The sequence below is a fragment of the Paenibacillus sp. N3.4 genome (assembly GCF_008017805.1).
Lineage (GTDB): Bacteria > Bacillota > Bacilli > Paenibacillales > NBRC-103111 > Paenibacillus_E.
Genome location: NZ_VRTT01000039.1, coordinates 42,275 through 67,040 on the forward strand (window position 1 = coordinate 42,275; position 24,766 = coordinate 67,040).

The 24,766-nt window shown below is 40.7% G+C and carries 18 protein-coding genes; 3 read left to right on the forward strand and 15 right to left on the reverse strand.

Annotated features, from left to right (window positions below):
* Positions 1–117: 117 nt before the first annotated feature.
* The 4 genes from FU659_RS19645 to FU659_RS19660 form a co-directional block, all read right to left on the reverse strand.
* Positions 118–1,044 (reverse strand): carbohydrate ABC transporter permease, encoded by a 927-nt coding sequence (locus FU659_RS19645; RefSeq protein ID WP_187274266.1) that lies wholly within the window; start codon positions 1,042–1,044, stop codon positions 118–120.
* Positions 1,045–1,055: 11 nt separating this feature from the next.
* The gene (locus FU659_RS19650) at positions 1,056–1,958 is read right to left on the reverse strand and encodes an ABC transporter permease (protein WP_147949125.1); all 903 of its coding nucleotides are present in this window, start codon (positions 1,956–1,958) and stop codon (positions 1,056–1,058) included.
* A gap of 91 nt (positions 1,959–2,049) precedes the next feature.
* A complete protein-coding gene (locus FU659_RS19655) occupies positions 2,050–3,774 on the reverse strand; it encodes a sensor histidine kinase (protein ID WP_147949126.1) in 1,725 nt (574 codons plus the stop codon).
* 22 nt (positions 3,775–3,796) lie between these two features.
* Positions 3,797–5,077, reverse strand: a complete 1,281-nt coding sequence (locus FU659_RS19660; RefSeq protein WP_147949127.1) for a helix-turn-helix transcriptional regulator — start codon at positions 5,075–5,077, stop codon at positions 3,797–3,799.
* Positions 5,078–5,252: 175 nt separating this feature from the next.
* Between FU659_RS19660 and FU659_RS19665 the strand changes: the two genes are divergently transcribed.
* The gene (locus FU659_RS19665; RefSeq protein ID WP_187274267.1) at positions 5,253–6,185 is read left to right on the forward strand and encodes a helix-turn-helix domain-containing protein; all 933 of its coding nucleotides are present in this window, start codon (positions 5,253–5,255) and stop codon (positions 6,183–6,185) included.
* Here the strand turns inward: FU659_RS19665 and FU659_RS19670 are convergent.
* From FU659_RS19670 to FU659_RS19685, 4 genes are all read right to left on the reverse strand, one after another.
* The gene (locus tag FU659_RS19670) at positions 6,182–7,717 is read right to left on the reverse strand and encodes an ADP-ribosylglycohydrolase family protein (protein WP_187274268.1); all 1,536 of its coding nucleotides are present in this window, start codon (positions 7,715–7,717) and stop codon (positions 6,182–6,184) included. The genes FU659_RS19665 and FU659_RS19670 overlap by 4 nt on opposite strands.
* 136 nt (positions 7,718–7,853) lie before the next feature.
* The gene (locus FU659_RS19675; protein WP_147949130.1) at positions 7,854–8,201 is read right to left on the reverse strand and encodes a hypothetical protein; all 348 of its coding nucleotides are present in this window, start codon (positions 8,199–8,201) and stop codon (positions 7,854–7,856) included.
* 522 nt (positions 8,202–8,723) lie between these two features.
* A complete protein-coding gene (locus FU659_RS19680; protein ID WP_147949131.1) occupies positions 8,724–9,593 on the reverse strand; it encodes a discoidin domain-containing protein in 870 nt (289 codons plus the stop codon).
* 38 nt (positions 9,594–9,631) lie between these two features.
* On the reverse strand, positions 9,632–9,979 hold the full coding sequence (locus FU659_RS19685) for a response regulator transcription factor (protein WP_222708589.1): 348 nt from the start codon (positions 9,977–9,979) through the stop codon (positions 9,632–9,634).
* A gap of 303 nt (positions 9,980–10,282) precedes the next feature.
* Here FU659_RS19685 and FU659_RS19690 point away from each other — a divergent pair, with 303 nt between their 5' ends.
* The gene (locus FU659_RS19690) at positions 10,283–11,434 is read left to right on the forward strand and encodes a sensor histidine kinase (RefSeq protein WP_147949133.1); all 1,152 of its coding nucleotides are present in this window, start codon (positions 10,283–10,285) and stop codon (positions 11,432–11,434) included.
* 18 nt (positions 11,435–11,452) lie between these two features.
* Positions 11,453–12,142, forward strand: coding sequence for a response regulator transcription factor (locus FU659_RS19695; protein ID WP_187274269.1), 690 nt, complete (start codon positions 11,453–11,455; stop codon positions 12,140–12,142).
* Positions 12,143–12,176: 34 nt separating this feature from the next.
* On the opposite strand, the gene FU659_RS19700 is transcribed toward FU659_RS19695, so the two are convergent.
* The 7 genes from FU659_RS19700 to FU659_RS36435 all read right to left on the reverse strand — a co-directional run.
* Positions 12,177–13,835 (reverse strand): response regulator, encoded by a 1,659-nt coding sequence (locus FU659_RS19700; protein WP_147949135.1) that lies wholly within the window; start codon positions 13,833–13,835, stop codon positions 12,177–12,179.
* A 193-nt stretch (positions 13,836–14,028) separates the two neighbouring features.
* Entirely contained in the window at positions 14,029–15,642 is a 1,614-nt protein-coding gene (locus FU659_RS19705; protein WP_187274270.1) for a response regulator transcription factor, read from the reverse strand.
* Complete coding sequence (locus FU659_RS19710; protein ID WP_187274271.1) at positions 15,635–17,167, reverse strand: ABC transporter substrate-binding protein; 1,533 nt, start codon at positions 17,165–17,167, stop codon at positions 15,635–15,637. Before FU659_RS19710 ends, FU659_RS19705 begins: the two co-directional genes overlap by 8 nt.
* Positions 17,168–17,216: 49 nt before the next feature.
* Positions 17,217–18,896: a sensor histidine kinase gene (locus tag FU659_RS19715; protein ID WP_187274272.1), complete on the reverse strand. Its 1,680-nt coding sequence runs from the start codon at positions 18,894–18,896 to the stop codon at positions 17,217–17,219.
* Between the two features lie 246 nt (positions 18,897–19,142).
* On the reverse strand, positions 19,143–23,498 hold the full coding sequence (locus FU659_RS19720) for an S-layer homology domain-containing protein (protein ID WP_187274273.1): 4,356 nt from the start codon (positions 23,496–23,498) through the stop codon (positions 19,143–19,145).
* A 285-nt stretch (positions 23,499–23,783) separates the two neighbouring features.
* On the reverse strand, positions 23,784–24,497 hold the full coding sequence (gene deoD / locus FU659_RS19725) for a purine-nucleoside phosphorylase (protein ID WP_147949145.1): 714 nt from the start codon (positions 24,495–24,497) through the stop codon (positions 23,784–23,786).
* Between the two features lie 57 nt (positions 24,498–24,554).
* On the reverse strand, positions 24,555–24,766 hold a 212-nt coding region (locus tag FU659_RS36435; protein WP_222708590.1), incomplete at its 5' end, for a hypothetical protein.

The following is a 24,766-nucleotide window of genomic DNA, read 5'->3' on the forward strand; positions in this document are numbered from 1 at the left end:
TTTATCAAGTCTCCCCCGTATGTTATTCATTCAACATCAACTTTATCCTAACAATAAGACAAATAGCCCTATCCCATAAATCGTTTTGTTCAATCACCTCCTCAAACTAATCAAGCACTAACCTTTCACCGAACCCACAGTAAGGCCCTTTACCAAATACTTCTGAAAAAAGGGATATGAAATAAGAATGGGACCTACGCCAATAACAGCCATTGCCATGATGACAGAATTTTGGGGCATTTCGGAAATCATTTTTGCGGAATTGGCATTTTCCGTATGTGATGATAAAAATTGAATATTCAATAGCGCCTTCGTCATTAAATATTGAACGCTGAAGTATTTCGATTCACTGATAAAAATCAATCCATTAAACCAATCATTCCAGTAAGCAAGTGTGGTGAACATGCCTATTGTTGCAATTACGGAAACCGAGAGCGGCAAAACCAGTTGAAAAAATATTCTCCACTCGCCAGCTCCGTCTATCCGAGCAGACTCGATCACGGAAACAGGAACAGAGTTCGAAAAAAAAGTCCGCATGATCAGCACATTAAATCCATTCATAAGTAAACCTGGAATAATGAGTGCCCATATCGTGTCTCTCAAATCAATGATTTGGGTATATACCAAATACCAAGGAACCAAACCACCATTTAATAAAATGGTAAAAAACACATAAAACGAAAGCATCTTTCGATACGGAAAATCAAGACGAGACATCGGGTAGGCAATTAAGCTTGATAGGAGTAAGCTGATTAAAGTACCTCCCACGGTAATGAAGACGGTAACCCCATAAGCCCGAATTAATTGGCCTATATCTAAAAATAAATAGTGATAAGCTGCTAAACTAAACATCTTCGGAAAAAAGGTGTAACCGCTTGTACGTAACATACTTTCGTCCGTAAAAGAAGCGATCATTACCAAAACAATCGGAATTATACAAAATGCACTCATAAATACGAAGAACCCATGTAATAAACCGCTCACCAAGGATGATCCTTCTCTATCACTTCGAAAACGATTTCGGTTCGCTAACTTAGCTTCCATATTCATCCCCCTTAAAATAAAGCACTCTCTTTATCCCATTTTCTTACCAGCATATTGGCAAGTAACACGAGCACAAAACCAACCGTCGATTGATATAAGCCGGCAGCAGAAGACATACCAATATCTCCCGTTACCAATAGCGCTCGGTAGACATAGGTATCAATAACATTCGTAGTCGAAAACAGAATCCCCGTATTTAAAGGCACTTGAAAAAACATGCCAAAATCCGCATAAAATATTCGACCAATCAGGATAAGCACCACAACGATCACAACTGGACGGATCAGAGGAAGCGTGATCTTCGTCATTTGCAGCCATCGATTCGCTCCATCCATTCGGGCAGCCTCATAATATTCTTGATTAATTCCGATAATAGCCGCGAAATAGATTAGACTTGAATAACCAACATATTTCCACGTGTTAACCATGACAAGGATGTAAGGCCAGTATTTAGGCTCCAAGTACCATTCAATCGGATGTATATGCAATAGCGGAAAAATAACTTTATTGATAAAACCATGCTCTATACTAAAAAAAGCAAGGACAATATAACCAACAATGCTAAAGGAAATTAAAAAAGGAAGCAGCATCATACTTTGGTACAGATTGCGTGCAAATCGATTTTTAATTTCGTTCAAAAATAGCGCTACAAGCAGTGCGATAATTAAATTATTGACGATTATAAACGTTCCATTGTAGAGCAGTGTATTGCGGGTAATGATGAAGGCATCATGAGACTTGAAAAGAAACTCAAAATTTTTAAATCCAACCCAATCGCTATGCAAAATTCCTTTTGTATAGTTAATGTTCTTAAAAGCTATGAAAGCGCCAAGCATGGGTAAGTAATTGTTAATAAATAAATAGATGACCCCGGGTAATGCCATCCATACAAGACTTCTATACTTCTTTGCCATTCCGCTCCCCCCACTCTGTTCTTCTATTTCTTATTTTAGAGGGAATAACGTTCTTCAGATAGCGTTCAAGATACCGAAACTATCGCTCAAGTTACTTCTTAGGAATAAAAAGACGAACGATTGCCCCTTTTTCCAAGCCATTACCCATCATTAAACAGGCCTCATTTGCAAAATAAGCTTGGAGCCTTTGTTTCACATTTTGAATGCCCAAATGCCGATCACCATGTAAGGCCTGGCTGCTTGCCACAAACTTTTGTAAGGATTGCTCTGAAAATCCATTGCCATTATCTTCAATCTGTATCCAGATGCCACGGCTATTTTCCACAAGCTCTTGGTAACAAGATATTTTCAAATGAAAGCCCTCCTCTTGTATAACCATGCCATGGATAATGGCATTTTCTACAAAAGGCTGAAAAATTAATGCAGGAACAAGCCATTCGCCGGCGGATTCGTCCATTTCAATCACATAATCGAAATGTATAGGAAAACGCAATTTATGAATTTGCAAGTAATGATCAATATGCTTCATTTCTTCCTTGACCGTAACCATTTCTTGTGAGCTTCGGATCATAAAACGGAAATAATTCATGAGATGAACCATCATCTTCTGTGCTAATTCGGATTTTTTAGTAGCAATCAGGTTATAGGCTATATTTAATGAATTCAATAGAAAATGGGGATTAATTTGCAACTGCAGCTGCTTAATTTCAGCCTGTTGCGTTTTAATATGCTCTTCGTAAACGTTAATTTTTAAAGATGAAATTTGGGTGGACATGGTGTTAAATGTTTCAGATATCATTGCCAATTCCCTGGAATGACTAGGAGGCATTCTGTATTTCAGATCCCCGTCCTGTATGCGCCGCATGGCATGAATGACACGAAATATGGGGTTCATAACGATTTTTTTGAGTAAAATTAAATTTAAAATAAGAAAACTACCAATAACAAAGGGCAAGAAGTAAATAAACTTTTGCAGCAAAGAGAGCTGTTTATATACATTTTTTTCTGGCATGAGAACGATCATAATCATATTAGAAACCTGTGACCGATGCGTGACCATTAAATAATCATCAGGAATTTTCACAGTATGAAAGGAATTGTTATTCCTAAGAATTTCGCTTGTAATTTGCTCCAAAAATTCAGGAGATAGGTTTGATTTCGTTAATGGTTCTGCTTGCTCAGAGAAGAAAATAATTTGTTCACCGGCAACTAAAGAAACCTTATTGGTTGGCTCCGCTAAATTCTGGATAGGGATAATGCTCCCTACATATAGATCTTTCCCTGATTTAACAACATGAATAAGACAAGGAATGTCTGCAACCTTGATCGTTCTCCATCCGTCCCATTGTCCTAAGGATTGGCCATCCTTTCGCAACCACTCAAAAATAGCATTTTCCGTGAATTTATTTTGTGGAATCTGAGACCCGTTAGACCTTGTAATCACATAATCTTCCGTTTTAGGAGAGTAAATAAATAAAGCGCCTATCTCGCTGTAGTAATTAATATCCTTCTCCATCGTATTGGCAGCGGCTATTCGAGTCATTAAATATTCATCGCTTCCGTGAGGCTGCATTTCTAATGAAGTGATAGCTGGATCTTGGAGAGCCATTCTAAACATATATTTATTTATTTCCGATAATTTATTGTCAATCTGACTCATTTGCCCGCTTAACAAACTTGAATTGGTTTGTGCTACTTGATCGCGTACCAAATTCATGGCGTAGCTATTACTGAAAAACAATAATAAAAGCAAAGGAAGGGATACAGAGATAAAAACGCTTACAAATTTGAACATCAGAGAACTTCGGTAATTCATCTATATTCCCCTCTCTAAGTACTTATTTTTGCAGTTTTCTAAATTCATACGGTGTTATATCATACGTGCGCTTAAACATCTTGGAAAAATGAGAGAAATGGAAATAGCCGAGAGAAACGGCAATTTGACTAATGGTAGCATCAGTATCTGTTAATAGCTCCTTTGCCATCTTCATCCGTTCGTTCGTCATGAAATCGGTTAGTGTTTCTCCTGTTTCTTTTTTAAAAAAACGGGATAAATAGGCTGGGTTTAAATGAACAGACTCTGCTATTTCTTCACGGGTTATTTCTGAGGTTAAGTTCTCTTTCATATACTTTTTCACTCTCTCAATCATCGTCTTTTCCCCTTTTGGAGATACCAACAATTCCAAGATAAGCTGAATAACATCATTTAACCAAACTTCCAATTGCGAGAGCGTTCTCGGATGCTCCCTCAATACGTTGTGAGCTTCGGTAGCAGCTATCCCGTTTTTATGTAAGAAATAATAGATCATCTGTAATAATCCCTGTGAAAATGATTGAATGAGTGATGTATGAATGTTCGAGCTTGATTTAAGATTTTCTAGAGCCTCTTTTATTTTATGGATGAGCTCATTGCTGCTGCCCTGTTCAATCAAATCTCCCCATTCGGAAAAGTTAGGCAGCTTAAGGCTTAAATCATATTCCTCAAATTGTTGGTGGTAAATAAGTGCCTGATTGGAGAGAGTGACATTATTGCTTTCCATCACTATTAAATTTTGATATACGCCAAATAAGCCCTGTATGGACGTCCAATTCCCTACATAACAGGATAAACTGCAATAGAAATATTCTTTGCATGCCAGAATAAAAGCTTCACATCTTAAACGCCAATCCTCCTGAGAAAGCGTCTGCGTACCTTCAGAATAAATAAATATTATATTAATTCCCGAATGATCCTGAAACGCAAGTCCATGATCCTGTTGAATGACCAACTCTACTGCTGCATTTCGGCATGCGTACTCAAGAACCTCTTCATCTCTGGAACTGAATTCTTTATGCCATTTTTCCACACTAATCAGAATCGGAAGGATTGTAAAATGGGGAGAAGTGGTTAGCCCAACTTCTTTCAGCTCACCTTCGATCTTTATTGGATCGTTGGAAATACGCTCGTCCAAATAATCTTGCCAAACGCGTTCAATGAGTAAAGGCTTTTTTGCCTCCCACAATGTGTAGAACTTTTCATAGGATTCTTTAATTTCTTCATAGCCTTGCTCTTTTTTTCGAATTTCCAACGCTTTTACGATAATCTCCTCAAGTTCCGAAAAAATTACAGGTTTAACCATATAATCAAAGACTCCCAATTGAATAGCTTTTTTAGCATAATCAAACTCAGAATGGCAAGTAAGAAACACGACAACGATGTAAATAGAATATAAGGTTGCCTGTGCGTTATAATGATTCTTGCCATGTTAGATATTAATTAAAGGGGAGTCAATATGAGTCAATTATTGCTAGTTGATGACGAAATTTATGCAATTGAGGGACTATGTAGTTCTTTCGCGATTAACGAAATTAGATGTGAAATGGATTTCAGAATTAAAAGGCAATGAACATTTCAGAGGGACCAAATCGAATCCATTCTTCGAGCTCATCATGGTGACGGAAGGACCTATTTACTTGCAAGTGGGGAGCGAGCGATTAGAGCTGCAAAGCGGAGAATGCTTCTTGCTAATGCCTTGGGAACAGCATGGTATGTGGAGGTCTATTGCCGAGCAGAGCGGCTTTTATTGGGTGCAGTTCGCAGCAGATCCCGGGTTGAGCTGGCACTCAGACGTGACTGATGCATGGAATCCTATTCCTTCTACGACACCTGCCATGCAGGATTTAAGAATTTCGTCCCCTCACGATATGATCGAATCTTTACTCTTGCCGCGCCGCTTCAATCCTTCGCTGCGCTATGAAATACTAGGTCTGTTCGAGAAGCTGCAGCACCACTTTAATGTCCCAAAAGGGTACTTTCGCTTCCGCTCTTCTCTTCTGCTGGGGCACATACTTGAGCTGATTGCACAAGATTTGCTCGAACAAAAGCAGTTGAATACGGAGCCGTCTTCCACCTTTCTTTTATACCGCAAGCTCGTCAACTTTCTTGACGAGGAATACATGAACAACTCCTCGAGTGATAGGCTTGAGCAAAGCTTTCACCATAATTATGAATACCTTTGTCAAGTTTTCAAAAAATATTCGGGCATTACGATAGGTTCCTATCTCCATCAACTGCAAATACAAAGAGCAAAGCATCTGCTGGCCAGTTCGCAAACAATGATTCGCGACATCGCTGAGCAGGTCGGATTTCAAGACCCTTATTATTTCTCTCGCATATTTAAAAAGCTGGAAGGCATTAGCCCCCAGCAATTTCGAGATCGTTTATTAGATTTAGATAAGCTTAGTTAACGTTTCGGAACACCGTTGATGAACACGAGCGGAATAAGCCCTTTTGTTGGACGTCCTTGCGCTGTAATTTCGACGATTAGGTCATACCTGCTCTCTTGCATGTCATTAGGAGTAATCGTAAACACTAGTTCCGTTCTCCCAATGTTACAGTGATAATTTTCCAGGGACGTTCCTACTTGTAGTCCAGGAGTAATGCTCCAATTTGCTGGCAGGTGCCATTTTACTTGCAGCCACTGCTGCATGAACAGTTGATTGTCGACAATCAACTTAATGGTTTTCGATACCCCCTCTTGAACGAATGGCTCTTCACCATAATCAACCGCTGCTGCAAATATGACAAAATCATACGCGACACGGAAAGGACTCATTTGAAGCTTATCAGCAAAACTCCGGCTAAGCCACGCATTTACCTGCTGCGGTTGGCTGAATAACTGCTCGCCATCCTTAACCTCAATGGTATAACCTTCGGCGGCAGTTACGACATCGCAAAGGGTGCTTCCTAGGAACGATGGCGTCAGTCGAATGATTCGTTCCGTTAATTCCGTAACTGTTTTGGGAATTCGCAGCCCTTGATCTCCCAGATTAAGACAAACCGTCTTGATCGAATCACCGATCGGATCGGTCCATTTGCTTGGAATGCTTTGTGCGCCACCGATGATTCCGAGGATAGAGCCCAGAGTCGCAGCGGTACAATCCGTATCTTCCCCACAATTGTTGGCAATACATATGCTGTTGCCAAAATCTCCTTCGCCGTACAGCCAGCCAATGATTGTGATGCCCACGTTGCTTGGCGCGTCATAGCCCATTTTGCCTACAGGGATATCGTTTGGTAAATCTCTAGGGTCCATACCCAGAATACCAAAGCTGCCTGGCACATCCGTCAACACTTTGATGCGTGCCTCTTGCCAAGTTAAGCCGCTAGTGTAAGCATCCATCGCTGAGGCTACGCCTTTAGCTACACCGCTATCTGTAGGAATATAAGATAAGCCGATTTCAATCAGTTTATTTCTATCACTTTCTACAAAAGCAGCGCTTTCGATTGCCGCGAAGAACACCTCCGCGTAAACCCCTTCATGGCTGTGATCGACGATCGCATCTTCCCAGGCATAATTGACTGCGATATCAGGATTACCCGGAGCCAAACAAGCCCAAATTTCGGAACGGATAAAAGCGCCATTGCTGTCACGGAAAACGTTGTCCACATAGCCTGAAAGCGGCGGCACGATACCTTGACGCATATTATTTTTCCCAGCACCGTACTCTCCCCAGTTTGGAACAATATAGGAAAGCCAGTATTCGCCTAAAATCCGCGCATTCACACCCCGCCCATACTTCTCTGCGACATTCAGCCAAACAAGCTGCAGGTCCAAATCATCATTGGGCAGTGGCTCTCCATTCAAATCCTGCGTATAAAAATCAAAGTCAAAGACTCCGCGTTTGCATTCGAAAGGCGCACCTAATGTTCCTCCGATATTTTTGCCGATCCAGCACCCCATCAATTTACTTCTGTACTCGCTCAAGCTCAGCTTCATCTTCATTCCTCCATAGGTTCGTTTCATTAACTAAACCGAGTATAGCAGGAGGTTTTCAGCTGCGACATGAACGATCTTTAGTAAGTTTCTCTTTAAAAAGTGAGTTTTGTCCATCTTTAGTTCAGACCCGTCAAACTTAATCAGAATCTATCTTTAGTGCATCCATGGGTACTAAAAATAATTCCATACATTCATCTTCGACGAGAGCTAAATGATCTTCCTCATACGCATGCAGCAATGTTAACTGAGTATTCAGAGAAATTCCATCGATTAATTTAATCGTTGTAGCGATTTTTTCACTTTTATTTTCTGGGTAAAAATTTGCGATTTGAAGAAGCTTAGAATGAATCTCATCTAATTGAAATGTTAATTCCGTATACATATTTTTAATCTCTTCAATAGAAGAGCTCTCTGCAAATTCATTATATTGGTCAGCCAATGCAGCAATTTCTTTGGATACTTCAAACGTATTCGTAATATTCATTTTCATACGCTCCCTCTAAAAGTTAGTATATCTCTTAAATCGAATTAAATTATTATATCATGGCAAAAAGACGCTGGCGAGAGAAGGGGCTCTTCTCAACCAATGCCTGATTATACCCTCAACCGGCTGCAGCGAGTACCTTATCTTACGCTTGCTGTTACCTGATCTAATAACATTGAAATATCCTCTTTATCAAAAATCCCATCCTGATTGACATCCATCTGCAAAGCAGGATTAATGATCATTTAACTATATCGTCTATGCCAATTCGATTATCTAGTGATAGGTCGAGATTATTAAAGGTGATGACTGGCCTAGCACGGATCGCATTGTTTAATTCATTATTGTTGGTTTTAAACGTTCCACTTTGCAATGACATCGTAACCAAGGTTGCTTGCCATAACACGGGTGAGGAAAATGTTAGTTTTATTGTTTGGCCACTCAAATCTGTTGAATCGTAGACGGCATTCGTTACTGTAACTAGATTATCATTTGCGATAATTTGAAATTTGTTCGCTTGTATTACGTACGTTGCGTCCAGAACCGATGATAATTTAACGTTATCGTATGCCCCGTTGCATCACTAAAAGCAGACAACACGGTAACGTCCTTGGTTTTCGGAATTAAGGCCGTTTCCAGGGTTATGATTGCCGCCTCCGCATCTGTTAATCTACTTAGATTCGTTACTAAGCTTTTTTGACTCGCAGAAAGTTGATCATAGGCCATTCGTGCCGCTGTGATGGCAGATTTATCCGATAATGCCACAGCGTCATGGATCGGCAATTGCCCAATTTGCGTCACCATCGCGGTTACAGCTCTCTCATCGGCCTCCGTCAGATGTAAAAAAACTTCAAGCTCAACAAGTCCACTAAACGTGTCGCGACTTCTGTTTGTAAATACGACCTGTAATCTACTCGATGTAACGAGATCAAAATTCACCGTGTTCAAGAAGGCTTCAGGTATCACAGGGGTTTTCATTGGGTTGGGTATATCCACCCAACCACTACCATTCCAAAATTGGATCAGATAACTTGCCGGAGGCTGCACACCACCACCATCATCATATATATGTAACTTTATCTGATTAAAAGTTTTAGCCGAACCAAAATCAATAGCCAACCAATCCGTTTCATTCGGGGAACCATAATTGGTCCATCGATCTCGCGGATTTTCATTATAGGAGAACACGCCATTAACTGTACTCCAAGCACTATCACAACCGCATGTATAAGATGCTGTAACTTCCGGGTAACCTGTCTGACCTGGATTTAAAGCAAGATTCGATTCACTTATTGCATAAACCCTGTTTGAAGTCGGAAACAGGGTTAGTATCATAGCAACCATTACAAGTAACAGCATACCTCTTTTTTTAAACATGAGATCGATCGACACATAAATCCCTCCTCACAAATGGTACTTATCGTAGCCTATTAATAATTCGATTCTTTTGAATCTTGCGAATATAAGACATGATTAAATAGCAGGGAAAGCAACTTCCTAATTGATCGAGCGCCAATTTTCTTCATAATATTTGCAAGATGATTTTGGACCGTTTTTTCACTGATCATACACTGTTCGGCAATTTCGCGATTGGAAAAACCATATAAAGCAATCAAAGTCAGAATTTCTGATTCTCGCTGCGTAAACGGATGACAATTTAAAAAATCTTGCATGGCGGGATCCGTTCCCGTAATCAGAAAATCATTCAAACGCTCATATTCCGCACTGTAATGTTCACGAGTATCGCTGTTCTTCATGTGATGACTTCCTTCTGTCACTCGGAGGTACCACCTTCTCAGCATTGCTATCCCTTATTAAACGGAAGAGGATAAGTAAAGTAGAAATAAAAAGAATGCCACCTAATACATTCCATAAAATTAGAAACATTTAAACGTGCCTCGCTTTCCGTTTACTACTACCCTTATTATAAATAAATCTAATGACCTATTGTAGATGAAGAAATTCACTATCCAAGAAGTATTTCTGTCATTTTTCTACATAAATCTTCAATTCATATGACTAAAGTCATGTTTATGATAAAATGGAGATAGAAAATTTTCCTATTCCATGTGAGGTACAATATGGATATACAATTAAATAAAAGAATAACACTGATCTTGACTTTGATCGTGATAGGAACAACAATCATCTTACTGCTCCACACGCCTGATTTTTCTATTGAATTATGCTCGCTATCATGCAGTTATGTGGCTATCGTCCTCATTCGGGACTACATCATGAAAATTCATCTTCAACGAACGACAGGTATGTTGTTTTTATTTGTTCAACTAGCGCTGGCATTGGTTATATCCGTATTGTCAGAAGATTTTTTTGCACAAATCTATATCTTAATTCTCATAGGAGAGTTTACTTTTCATCGCTCCAAAAACCATTCCATTATCTTTACTATAGTGAGCTATGTTTGCTGTGTACTAAGCCTTCGGATTTATCACTATTTTCCTCCATTTGAACAGATCTACTATGTTTTGCCTCGAATCATTGAATACTTTGCTATTTTCGGAATAAGCCTTCTTGCAAAGATTGCTTTTCAGCAAAAGAATCAATTGGCTGAAGACAATGAACAGCTGCGAATTGCCTCCATGGAGTTGGAGCGGAAAGCAAAACTGCAGGAGCGAACTAGAATATCCCGTGAAATCCATGATTCCGTTGGACATACGCTGACATCCGCGTTAACCGGTTTGCAAACGGCCTCACACGCTATTGGTAAAAGTCATTATCCTCTTGCACTTGAGATGATTAACAGAACAAAAGAAAATATTCTCAGCGGTCTGGATGATGTGAGAACATCCGTACATCTGTTGCGTGAAAACATGCCAGATCATAAGTTTATACCCGAGCTTCAAGGATTGATCCATGACACGAAAAAGCAAACCAACGTGGAAATTGCAAGTGAAATAGACCCATCGATGCCGGAGCTGTCACCTATGATTGAGATAGCTATTTACCGTGCCTTACAAGAGGGTTTAACCAATGGTATTCGTCATGGTTCCAGCACCTATTTCCATTTCACATTAAATTATGATGCTGCGTACATACGATTTATGTTATCCGATAATGGAAAAGCCCCATCCCAAATTATCCATGGCTTTGGTCTAAACGCCATGAAAGAGAGAGTGGAGGATGTTGGTGGAAAGTTATCGATTTCAAGCAAGGATTATGCCGGTGGCGGTGTAACATTGGAGATAACCATACCCTTTCAGACCAAAAAATGATCGGACGGAGTGAGCCACTTGTCTAGAACAACCATTCTTATAGCAGACGATCAACCCTTAATTCGCGACGGTTTAGCGGCCATTCTAAGTATGGAGGACAAATATACCGTAGTAGCCAAAACGGGGGATGGGCTGACAACGATTGCGCAAGTACAACTGCATCGTCCTCAGCTTGTTTTGATGGATATCCATATGCCGAAGCTAGATGGCTTGGCAGCAACAAAACAAATCAAAACGGAATTTCCTGATATCAAAGTGCTGATTTTGACGACTTTTGAAGATGAAGCATATATATGGGAAGCGATACGTCATGGAGCAAGCGGTTTTTTAGTTAAAGGGGTGGAGACAGAAAAAATTCTTTCTGCCATTCAGGACTGTCTGGATGGCAGAATCAATTATCCTTTCAGCGTACAGCTGCGCCTTGCTCAAGCACTCCACTCCTCCGAACAACATGCCAATGAGTCGTCGAAACCGAATAGGGCCCCCTCTGATCCCGATCATCCGTATGATGATAAATTAAGTGCTTTATCCATACAGGAGCGAAACATTGTAAAGAATCTAAAACAAGGAAAATCTAATCAAGCTATCGCTTCTGAGTTATTCTTAACCACAGGTACCGTGAAAAATTATTTGAGTGCCGTTTATAAAAAACTGAATGTTTCCAGCCGCTCTGAAACTGTCGCTTACCTTCACGACAATGATCTTTAAAAAATAATAGGCGTTCACCCTGTAGAGTGAGCGCCTAACTCCCTTCTCTGAAGTTTTTTCTGTATTCTCTAGGTGTTATACCCACTTTTTTTCGGAAGCTAAAGGTAAAATAATTGGCATCGGAGTAACCCACTTTCTCTGCAATTTCCAGCGCTCTCAAATCGGTAGTGCGCAGCAGTGCCTTACCCGCTTCCATTCTGATATGGTTCAAATAATTCACAAAAGTCATCTTTGTTTCTTTCTTAAATATGCTGCTGAAGTAGCCAGTGCTGATATGAAGGTGGCTGCATACTTTATTAATCGAAATATCACCCAAATGGTAGTGGTTTTTCGTGTATTCTTTGGCCCTCTCTACTATATTCATGTAAGTAGACTGACGGTTCGTGGCAATATGATTCTTGACACTGAAACAAATCTCGAGGAACCAAATCTTTGCCTCCTCAATCGTAGTGAAATTATTAATTTTTGTAAAAGGAACAAAATCCTCGCCTAATACCACATCGATATGAAGGTTCAAATCTTTGGCTGCTTTCAGGATGCAGGTTAATATTTCGAGCGAATAAACTTGATAGTCTTTAATCGAAACGCCTGCCTCAACTCCTTGAAATAGCTCGTGAATCGTTTCCTTCATTTCCTGAATCGTTCCAACCTTCAAACAGCGGGTTAACGCATTCTCCCTTCGTTCGTCAAAACGAACCTTCTCCATGTTTCTTTTCTCTACATCCTCAATACAAATCAACCGATTGTTTCCTAAAATTAGCCTATAGTCGAGAGCCAGGATTGCATCCTTGTAGGAGTAGCTAATCTTCGTTACATCTTTAACTGCAGCACCTATCCCTATCGTTACCGAAAACTTGAGATACTTTTTAACGCTATGGCGCACTTCTTCCAGTACTTTAATCGTTTCTACTAAAATAGTTTCTCTGCTGTAATCACTAACAGCGAGCACAACTACTTGATCATGATGCATAAATACGAGGCCTAGGCCAAATCGCTCAACAATCTCTACCGTTATATTGAGCAGCGAAATATGTTTTAACGTTTGATCCTCCGAATATTTCAATGAAACGGACCGGACCCGATCAGGCCTAACTCGATCATCTTCTTGGATCAGATGCCCATCGATTCTAATCACAGCGGCCACAAATCTGTTTCCTCCCAATTCCATGCCGTAGTTCGCCGCTTTATCTAACACTTCATTCAACGAAAGCCTACTGCCGCCGCTGATTAATGAAGAGAGGAACTTCTCCTTCAACACCGGTATGCTGTTACGATAATGCTCACTCAACTGCTGAACATTCTCTAGATGAGCTATTTCTTGTTGAATCTTTTCCTTTATTTTGAGCAGCGCATTTATAAGTTCTTTTGCTGAAAAAGGCTTTAACACAAATTCATCGATGTGCAGCTTAATCGCTTGCTGAGCATAATCAAACTCATCATGACCCGTGATAATGATGATTTTTATCATTGGAAATTGATCCCGAAGCGCTTCAGCAAATTGGAGACCATTCATAAATGGCATCTGAATGTCCGTTACTACAATATCAGGCTGTAAGCTCTCCACCATTTCGAGCGCTTCTCTTCCATTCTCTGCTTGACCTATGAGTTCTAACCCTAAAGCTTCCCATTCTACTTCGCGGACAACGCCTTCCCGCACATCCGCTTCGTCATCCACCAAGATCACCTTATACATAAACGTCCTCCTATTACCTTCAGTTGAACATCTTTATCTTAGTATGAGAGGACAAGCTTTCAAATCAGTATTCAGACCTTTTCGTATAACAATTCAGACTTTGCATCAGATGAGTTGGCAAACAAAAAAATCTTTTATCAAACTCCCCTTCCAGGTCAATATGACCAAAGGCAGCATGATAAAAGATTGTAGCTCATTGATTAACGACCTGACGGCTATGTCGGAAATCTTGAGGACTCATTTGGGTTTCTCGTTTAAACATTTTTGAAAAGTAAGGCAAGTTAGAAAATCCGACGGAAGTCGCAACACTGCCAACCGGCATTTCCGTTTTCAGCAGTAATTCCTTTGCTTTCCGTATCCGTTGTTTTAGAACGTATTCGGATAAGGATAAAGCCGTTTCTTTTTTAAAAATTCGGTTTAAATAGTCAGCGTTTAAATAAACATGCTGCGCAATCTCCTCACGCGAGATATCTTGGTGCAAGTGTATATCAATATAGTGCATGACTTTCTCTACAACAGTTTGTGAGTTTTCCAGGGATTCCATATGATCCAAAACCAATTCAATAATCATATTCATCCATTCTCTAAGTTCTGTAACCGAGCGAGTTGCAGTCATCATAGGTTCTATAGAAACAGAGCTTGATAAAATTTGGTGCGCTTGATGTCCTTTTACTTTTAAAGTATAGTGTACCATTTGCAAAAAATCTTGGTAAAGTTCTCGTAATAACGCAGAATCCAGCCTCTCAACTTCCATCCAACTGTCCAAAAAACAATTGATTGTCTGGATCAATTCATGTCTCGATCCTAATTTTAACAATTCAAACCAAGAATTGATATTCGGTAATTGGATCATCCTTCGCTGCCAGTCCTTGTCATTCCGCACAAACACACGATTGTCTGAATTCACGTTATCCGCCTCACGATGATATAAGGAATTAACCATCTCTTTTACATCTGAAATCTGTGTAGGCAGACCCATATAACAGGATAAATCACAATAAAAATATTGATTACAGGAATGAATATACGTGTGGCATATTTCTTTTATTAGGTTGATGTCAAAATGATACCCCTCTGTCTCCATTAAAAAAATGAGGATACTGCCACTTCGCTGCTGCACGATTTGAAAGTCAATCCCGATTAAATCGTTGAACTGTTCCTCTAAGGCATTCCTTAAAGCGTATTCCATAATTTTATAATCACGGTTCGTTAAGGATTTATGCCACCGCTGAACACTAACCAGAACAGGCAAAAACTTCACATCAATCGTGTAGGGAATCGCTCTTTGCTTTAGTTCCTCCTGAATGGCATCTTTGTCAGAAGATAGGTGCTGATCCAATAAATCAATCCAAAAGCTTTCAATCAAACGGGGCTGATGAGACTTCCACAGTTGATGGGTATGTTCATAGTGACTAATCTCCCGCTTTTTGTTAATGATGTGCTGAGCTTTCTTAACCGCTTCTAATAATTCGGAAAATGGGACTGGCTTTAACAAAAATTCAAGGCTTCCCATATGTAATGCTTGCTGCGCATACTTAAAATCAGCATGGCAGGTTAGAAAAATGACTTCTACTTTCAGGTTTTGTTCATTAATCCATGCTAGGAGCTCAAGTCCGTCACCTTGTGGCATCTCGATGTCACAGATCATAATATCAATCTGTACGTGCTGCAAAGCTTGTTTAGCTTGTCTAATATTATAGGCAACTTGGGGCTCCTGAATGCCATACAATTCCCAAGCAATTCCTGACTTTACACAATCCACAGAATTAATATCATCATCTACTAGCAGTAGTTGATACTCATTCATCAGGTCCCTCCACCATATTGGCATGATATTGTTTATTTTGATTCCATAACAAAAGCTGCTGCTGCTTCTCAGCAATAATGCGGTCAATCCCGGCCGATTTAAGCCTTAATCTAAATTCTGATAATTTTTCCTTAGGATCATAAGTCCCCGTCTCAAGCGCCATGACATATTGACTTAGGATACTTTTGACCGCAGCATACTCTGCTTTGACTGGCACCCAATCGAAAGTGAAACCAAGAGCTTTTGACATATGCGCATGCTTATTAAAGGCATCCATTTTCAACCATAGATCAGAATCGTCACCGTTCCATATTCGGGAAATGAATTGATTGCCAATCCCCCACGAATTATATGAATATCCGGTGTTAGAAGCATTTATTCCGGCAGGATAATCAATGATATAAGGAGCGACCTGAACATAATGTTTTCCCTCAATACCGTTGTCCAATAAATTCACAATACGCTCATCTGAGTAAAGCAGATTGAGAAAACTCATCGCTTTCTCGGGGTTTAGAGAATTTTTATGAATGGTCATAATAGACGTATTCAGTTGTTTCGTTGTCATGACGGGTGATGTAAACGGAACTGCAATCATCGGATACCCCGTCAATCTAGCCTCTTGCTTTTCAACATTCGGTTTCAAAGGGCTAAAATAAGCAAATGCTTTGCCAGCCCTGACCAACTCCGCCGCACTGTCTCTCGTAAAAACAACATCTTTGTCGATATAACCCGACAAGTACCAATTCCTGATCATGTCCAAATCCTTGGCATATTGCTCGCTGTCATACAAATTGACAATTTGAAACTCATTGTCATATCCAGGCAGTATACCAATGCTATCATCCAACTCATCATATGTTCCTGATCGAATTCCGCCATATATGGTCCCTTTATAGGGAACTAACGGAGTAATCCCAGGCTCATTTTCTTGGATAGTCTGAAAAACGCTTGGCAAATCAGTAACTTTATTCATTTGAGCAAGATTGATCTTATATTTATCAATGAGATCTTTGCGCATCACAATACCGTAATTCGTAGCCAAATCTCTCATACTAGGGACACCATAGATGCCTCCCATTCGATTGACACTATCTAGAATGTCTGAGCCAAGGACCTTTTGAATATCTTTCCCTTGCGTGGCTAGTAGATGGTTAAGCGGTATCAACTGATCTCCTTCGATCAAGGCATTTAACGTGCTGCTTCCAGCTAACATAAGATCGATTTGTTTATGATTCGGAGCCACCATGAGGCGTTTTAATTCAACTGAACTCATGTATGGCATAAGTTTGACAGTCGCGTCTATCCTCTCCTTTGTAATCTTGCTAATCTCCTTTTCCACTTCACTTAAATCACGCTGCGTGCTCGTATAATAATACAACGTGATCTCATACGTAGATGACTCCTTCTGAGCAGCATTTAATGGAGCAGCCTTCTGCGGAGAAATCGATGAACATCCAACTAATTGCAGCGTTACAATAAGAAAGCACATTGCTTGAAAGGAGAAGTGTATCCTCTTTTTCCTCATATTTTTACCTCCGGTTCCTAGCCTTATGTGGCAATCGGTAAGACGATTTCTACTTTGCACCGAAGTTGTCTCCGTTTGAAAATGAAATATTCGCTTTATCCTGATACAATAAATGCAATCTTCTTTGGACATTAGCTATGCCAATATGTTCGCCATGCTCACTATAAAGATTTTGTTTCTTTTGCAATCGACTTAAAACATCTAGGGGAAATCCTTTTCCGCTATCATGGATATGTAGTTGGATACAGGGATCTGTGCCTGCAAGCTGTTCAATGGAGATTTGCAAATGAATGGGCTCGTCTAAAGTTACTGCATGCTTAATTGTATTTTCTACAAAGGTTTGAATAACAAGCGGTGGCACTTTACAGGCAAGCAAGGACTCCGAAAAAGAAATATCAAAGGTTAGATGATTCGGAAATCTTAGCTTTTGTATTTTCAAATAATTACGGGTATGATTGACCTCATCTTTTAGAGACACGAAGGTTAGATCCGTTCGAAACATAAACCTTAAATATTGAACAAGACAAAGTGTTATTTCCATGATCAAATCATATTTTTTCACTTGGGCAAGATTGTAAACGACATTCAGTGAATTAAGGAAAAAATGTGGATTCATTTGCAGCTGAAGATGCTTTAACTCTTCTTTTTGTTTTTGTAATTGCTCCTCATAGACATTTATTTTCAGGTCTTGTATTTGGGAAACCATCTGATTAAAGGTTCGATTCATTAAAACGAATTCGTTCGATGTGGGTTGGTAGGTCACTTTACTGTTCAAATTCCCCATCTGCACGGCCCTCATTGCCGTGACCAGCTTATTAATTGGATAGAGAAAAACTTTTCTGAGAAAGAGAATAAAAATAAGAAGACTGACTACCCAGCCAATTGAGATATACGTTAGAATACGCTGCATATACGGCAGGTTCTCCAAGATACTTGTATCTGGAATCCAGGCAACCAAGCTGAATTTCCCTTTTTGGGATTGTTGGCCTACGACCAAAAACTTTTCTTTTCCCCCCGTCAATACATAGCTATTGGGATCATAATCAATGTTGATCTCATTGCGTATAAAGAAATTCGTATCTTCCATCGCTTGTTGATGATCCGTCACGAATAGCGCTTTCCCATGCTGTCCTAAATCAATGAAGTCAATGGGTACCATCAGTTTTTTTACATTCGTCCAAGCGCCAAAATACACGGCTCCCTTTTTTACAATGTGATATAAATAATAGCTATTGTTCACAGTACTGATAGACCATTGATCGTATTGATAATCAGATTTATTGAATGTGTTCAAAATATGTTTCAATTCGTTCCGAATCAGTTCCCGTTCCGTGTAACTGTAGCCCGGAAATGAAGTTGTTAATAGATCCTTGTTAGCTTCCGAATAGATAAAGAAAGAGTCGATAATTTTGTAATTGTTTACATCAACGATCAACTTATTATTTAACTGCACCTTAGCTGTATAATACGGCTGGTTCGTACCTGTTATGGCAGGCTCTAATCGCAGGAAATCAGGCTCAGTGGCCAAGGTATTATATAAGTATTTATCAACTTCCTCCAAATTCCGATCAATTTGCCCCATATAAAGATTAATCGTATGTAAGTTAGTTTGAAATACTTGCTTGCGCACCACTTGAATCGCATACTGATTGTTCCAGATTAATAAAATAATGAGCGGCAAGGTAGTAATTAAAAATCCGAAAATTAGCTTGTATCGCAAAGACTTCATGTGATTTCTAAAAGAAAACCTCATATCCGGAGCTCTCACCTCTGATTTCTGACAGTCACCCTCTTATACAAATAATAATACTCTGAAACGCTTACATATAACATGGGAAATCCTTCTCAAAACAATTAAAATCTTGATTAGTTTCTAATAAACAAAAAATGGTCGGGCAGGAATACTAACCTGCTCAACCATTTTTCGTAATCAATGCTCCAGTTGCACCCGGGTATTTTACTTCTAACGAACCATTTATGCTTTCGGTTTAATCATGAAATCCAAAACACGTTTAATGATGACTGCCGCTTCTGCTCTTGTCGCAGTGGCTTTCGGATCGAATTCACCTTCGGAGCGTCCATTTACTGCTCCTAGTGATTTCAAACCATGTACAGCTTCCTTCGCATAATCAGCAATGGCATCATCGTCTGTAAATGCAGGTGATGCATCTGCAGCAGGCAAAGTAATTTTTTGCTTTTTAAGCGCGTTGTATATCATAACACTTAAATCCTGTCGGCTAATTGAATAATTAGGCCCAAACTGATTGTTCCCAATGCCATCTACAAGTCCATTTGAAGTTGCGATATCTACAAAAGATTTAAACCAAGCATCAGCCGAAACGTCGCTAAATGTTAGGGCATCAGCACTACCCGTAAATCCAAAAGCTGTTACGATCATTTTCAGGAATTCTGCACGAGTTACGGTACTGCCAGGTTCAAAAGTATTCGTTCCTTTACCGTTAATAATGCCTTTTTTCACTAAATCTGCAATCGCTTGTTGTGCCCAGCTAGGAATATCAACAACATCGGAGAATTTAGCTTTCAGTATGTCAGCAGCAGTTTCGGTAGAAGAACCACTTCCATTCTCTGTCGAAGGCTTCTCTTTCGTACCGTCTTCCTTAATCTCAGGTACACTCGGTGTCGGAGTAGTCACTCCACCACTACTGCTACCGTTGTCACTTCCGCCGCTCGAAGGCGTGCCATATACGAATGAAGCCTTAATCCCTTGTTTGGCAGCAGAATCATTAAGCACATAATTGTTTGACGTATTCCCAATAATCACATTGAATGTGCTGTCCGCATTTACAGTCCAGCCTTTACCCCCACCGTAAGGAACATTGGAAGTTGTTTCCGTACCTGACAGCTGGTTATTAAATCCATCATCATAATATTGAAGATCGCTTAATTTAATTGTGAAAGTCAGCGTTTGTACAGCGCCCGGTTCAAGTTCCACTTTCTGGTAGGCGCGCAGGTCTTTCATCGGACGTCCTTCCAATGCGAAGTTGTTCATGCCCAGGTACATCTGAGCGACTTCTTTCCCCTTGACATTGCCAACGTTTTTAACATCAACGGTTGCGGTGATCGTGTCATTGGCATCGTTTTTGTTAAATAATGTTTTGTTAAGCTTCAGGTTGCTGAACTCAAATTTTGAATAACTTAAACCAAATCCGAAGGGATAGGCAACTTTAGCGTCATACGCAGCTTTCGTTGTGTACTTGCTATCGAACCACCTGTAGCCTACGAGTACACCTTCATCATAGAAGACAGGATTTGTTCCCCAACCGCCATTTGTTGTACCCACATTGGCCGCGTTTCCTGAATTAGCTGCCATGTTAAATCCACTGCGAATTGGCAAAGCCTTGGAAGCCTCAATCGATGAACTATCTTCGAAATTTTTGGTAAAGGTTTGTGTTAATTTTCCTGATGGGTTAACAGCACCCGAAAGAACATCGGTAATGGCATGACCGCCCTCTTGACCAGGCAGCCAAGAAACAAGGATGGCATCTGCATATTGATTCACCATATTGGTATCCAGTGCTGCTCCGATATTAAGGATAACAATCAGTTTTTTATTGGCATTATGCAGGGCAGTTGCATACGAAACAAGGGCCTTCTGTTCTTCATCAGTAAGATTGTAACCGTCACTTCCTGTAAGAGAGTTGTCGGCGCCTTCTCCTGTTTGACGGCTAATTACGAAAATTCCGTAATTTGTGCTGTTCACAAGAGCAGCAGCATTGCTGTCCAAAGTGCCCTGATTAAACGCACCGGAATAGGTTAGGTTAATGCCCGTTACTCGGTTTGACGTTTGTGTGTAGCTTAACGATTTGGTGTAGCCGGCTGCTTGTTTAATATCTTTTACGCTGCCAGCGTTAGCCACGACGAATTTATCCTGCAAAGCTTTTTCAAGGGAAACTACAGTAGCATGTGTCGGGTCAAAGTAAACACCGGCACTTCCGCCCCCACGTGCTACAAAATCGGCAGCTGTCACCCCATTATCTCCGAAACCGCCGCGACCTTTCAGGTTTGCACTTGTAACAAGACCAACATGAGATTGAGGAGCGAGCGGAAGAACGTTATTGTTCTTCAGCAGAACCATAGCGTCAGCTGCTGTTTTACGGGCAAGGTTGTTAGATTCTGTAAAGAGACTGCTGTTGTAAAAATCTTGTTCTTTTTGCGTCAGATTATATTGGGTACCCCAAGTTCCATAATCACCTTTAAACGTATTCGTTTTCGTAACGACATTCAGTAGGTTGGTCACGTTTTGATTGAGATACTTGACATCAAAGCTTCCACCTTCAATAGCAGCTTTCAATTCAGCCTTTTTCGCAGCGCTTAAACTTGATTCGGTCAAATCATTTTGCGCTTTTACGGCATCAAGAATGCCTTGCGTAGCGCCCCAGTCGGACATCACATATCCGTCAAAACCGAAGTCTCCTCTAAGTACATTGGTCAAAAGCCATTCGTTGGAACAAGCATAAATGCTGTTCAAGCGATTGTAGGAGCACATTACGGACCAAGGTTTGGCCGAAGTGGATATTTCAAAGCCTTTCAAATAAATTTCACGTAAAGCTCGTTCAGAAACGATTGAATTGCCGCCGCTGCGATACGTTTCTTGCTCGTTTCCAGCGAAATGCTTCACGGTAACACCCACATTTTGAGACTGAACACCTTCCGTATATTCACGTGCGACATGACCGGAAAGATAAGGATCTTCGGAGAAATATTCAAAGTTACGACCACTTTGTGGATTTCTCAAAATATTTTGGCCGGGAGCGAGCATTTCATCAACACCGTAAAATGACGCTTCTTTACCTGTCTGAACAGCAATAGCGTTCATGACTTGATCATCCCAGGAGGAAGCAATTGCTGTTGGCGACGTCCAGGTTGTTGCTTTATACCCCATACGAACACCAGCTGGTCCATCGGAAAGCGTGATCGGAGCAATGCCGAGCGACATAAGCCGTCTATTGGTGTATGTACCACCTGCTGCGCCGGAGTTTTTAATGGCTGTACCATCAGCAACGGAGCCCGTTGTTCCGCCAATCAGATTGATCTTCTCATCCAGTGTAAGCTGGGAAATAACTTGCTGGATCAAAACTTTCTTCTGAGCTTCTGTCCATGTACCTGTTTTCAGTGCTAGCAGCGATTTGAGCGTAGGATCTACCTTATACGTCAATTCTGTTATATCGCTATTTGCTATGTTTTGCCCGTTATAGGTCGACTTTCCTACTGCAAATGCTTTAATTCTCGTTGTTTGAGCAGCATTAATGGGAATCGCCGCTGAGTATACAGGGGAAGAGAGTGTCGGTGCTGCCGGTTCTGTCCCGTCTGTTGTGATCGTGTAGTACACGGTTGTGTTGGCCGTCGTAGAGATTGTGGCTTCCGTTGGGAAATAGGTCGCATTGGCATACGCACCTGCTTTGGTGTCTGTCGGAACAGCAAATTTGAACGTTAATGTATGCGAGTAAACGGAAGAATATTGCGAACCATTGTAAGCGACAATTTTCAACGTTACCGGAGAAGGTCGATTTGCTGCTGGAGCAACTGTTATTGCTCTATTACTGCTGGGAACAAGCGATGAACTCGTGGTAGGTGTCGATCCGTCCAGCGTGTAATACATAGGCAGCCCGCTCGTATTGGCATCCGCCGTAAGCGTAATCGTCGTGCCTGCTACGATTGTATTTCCGCTATTTGCATACCCGGTGATCGAAGGTTGGGCAGCAGTGACGTAAGCGGCCGGCTTCATCCCTGGCGAAGCTGCAGCGGTTATTCCGGATAAAGCTGTATAGCTGCCATCTATTCCCGTCACACGGTAATCGTACTTGGCGTTAACAACCGCGTTAGTATCCGGATAAGCGGTACCGATGAAGTCCGTATTCAACGACGCATAAGTGGTATCGTCAGCGCCATTGTTTTTTCTTTCGATTTTATAGTGAGTGACGTTTTGAATGCCGCTCCATGTAACTGTAATTTGTGCCGGATCATAAGTTGAAGCGGTTACACTCGTTGGCGCATTTAATGACCAGAGTGCGTAAAGATTTAAATTCGCATTCACTATACTGGTGCTTCCAGCCGCGTAATCCGTACCGGAAGTGCCATTAGCAGCCGTATTCCATTTCACAAATGTATGATTGGTGTATGTAATGCCCGCTACCGTATTTGTCAAAATGGTATAAGCGGCCACGCCGTCTGTCGTATCTGCCTTATTGCCGGACCCTCCATTTGCCAAATAGTTAATGGTGTACCCCGCAGCCAAAACATTCATAGGTGCTATTCCTAGCACGATCAGAATGGCCAATAGCATCGATATTAATGGCTTACTTCTTTTCATTTTTGAACCCTCCATCTGTATGATATGTTTCTATTTGATATTCTTCCTGCGGTAGGCTTCTTCTCGTTACTATCAGATCCTCTCACCTCCATTAGTCGTTGAATGCATTAAATATAGTAAAAAAAATAGCAATCTGAAATAGAAAATACTGCTCTTCTATAACTATTCTAATAAAAATTCTGACACCGGATGGAACCACTATAACAAATAAAGACAACACCCCTTTGATGATGGGGCGTTGCTTTATTTTGTTATACGAATTGGAAAAATTTAATCTTACGTGCTCTATGCTTCTTGGATGGCCGCTTCAAGCGCCACAACGATCATATCGTTAAAAGTCGTTTGGCGTTCTTCGGCCGTTGTGTCTGCTTCACCGCTAAACAAGTGGTCGCTTACTGTAAGGATGGATAGAGCTTTAGCTTGATGCTTGGAAGCTAATGTATATAAAGCTGAAGACTCCATTTCCACAGCAAGAACGCCATATTCAGCCAACTTCTTTACTGGCTCCATGCTTTCTCTGTAGAACGTGTCACCCGTTAGAATATTACCCACTTTTACCGATAAACCTTTGTCCAAGCTTGCCTGATAAGCCCTTCTTAGTAAATCAAAATCCGCATGAGGAGCAAAGCTAAAGCCAGGGAATAGGTGTTGGTTGCTGCTCGAATCCGTACTTGCCGTCATCGCAATAATAACATCCCGAACCTTAATATCCTGCTGGATGCCTCCACAAGTGCCAACGCGGATTAACTGCTTAGCTCCATACTCACGAAGCAATTCGGTTACATAAATGGAAATAGAGGGTACGCCCATGCCAGTCCCTTGAACGGAGATTTTTTTCCCTTTATAAACGCCTGTAAATCCAAGCATGCCTCTAACTTCATTATAGCAATGTACGTCCTGCAAAAAGGTTTCAGCAATGTATTTCGCACGCAAAGGATCACCCGGCAATAAAACAGTCTCGGCAATCTCACCTAATTTAGCATTAATATGAATACTCATCTGCACACCGTTACGAAGAACGTAACGGTATTCACCTCCATAATCGTAATTTATCAATCATTCCTCAATTAATATATCAGAACTTCCGCTACCAACTGAAATAATATTCCCAATCGTAGAAATAAATATTGACAATTTTTCACCTATCTCCTCCTTTCTGCTTGCTTCCCTCCTTGCATGTGCAAAAGAAAAACACAAAAAATCCTGATTACAAAAAAAGGGCAGCAAACACGCTTTCTTCGTAATCAGGATTTTACGGTTCCTGGTAG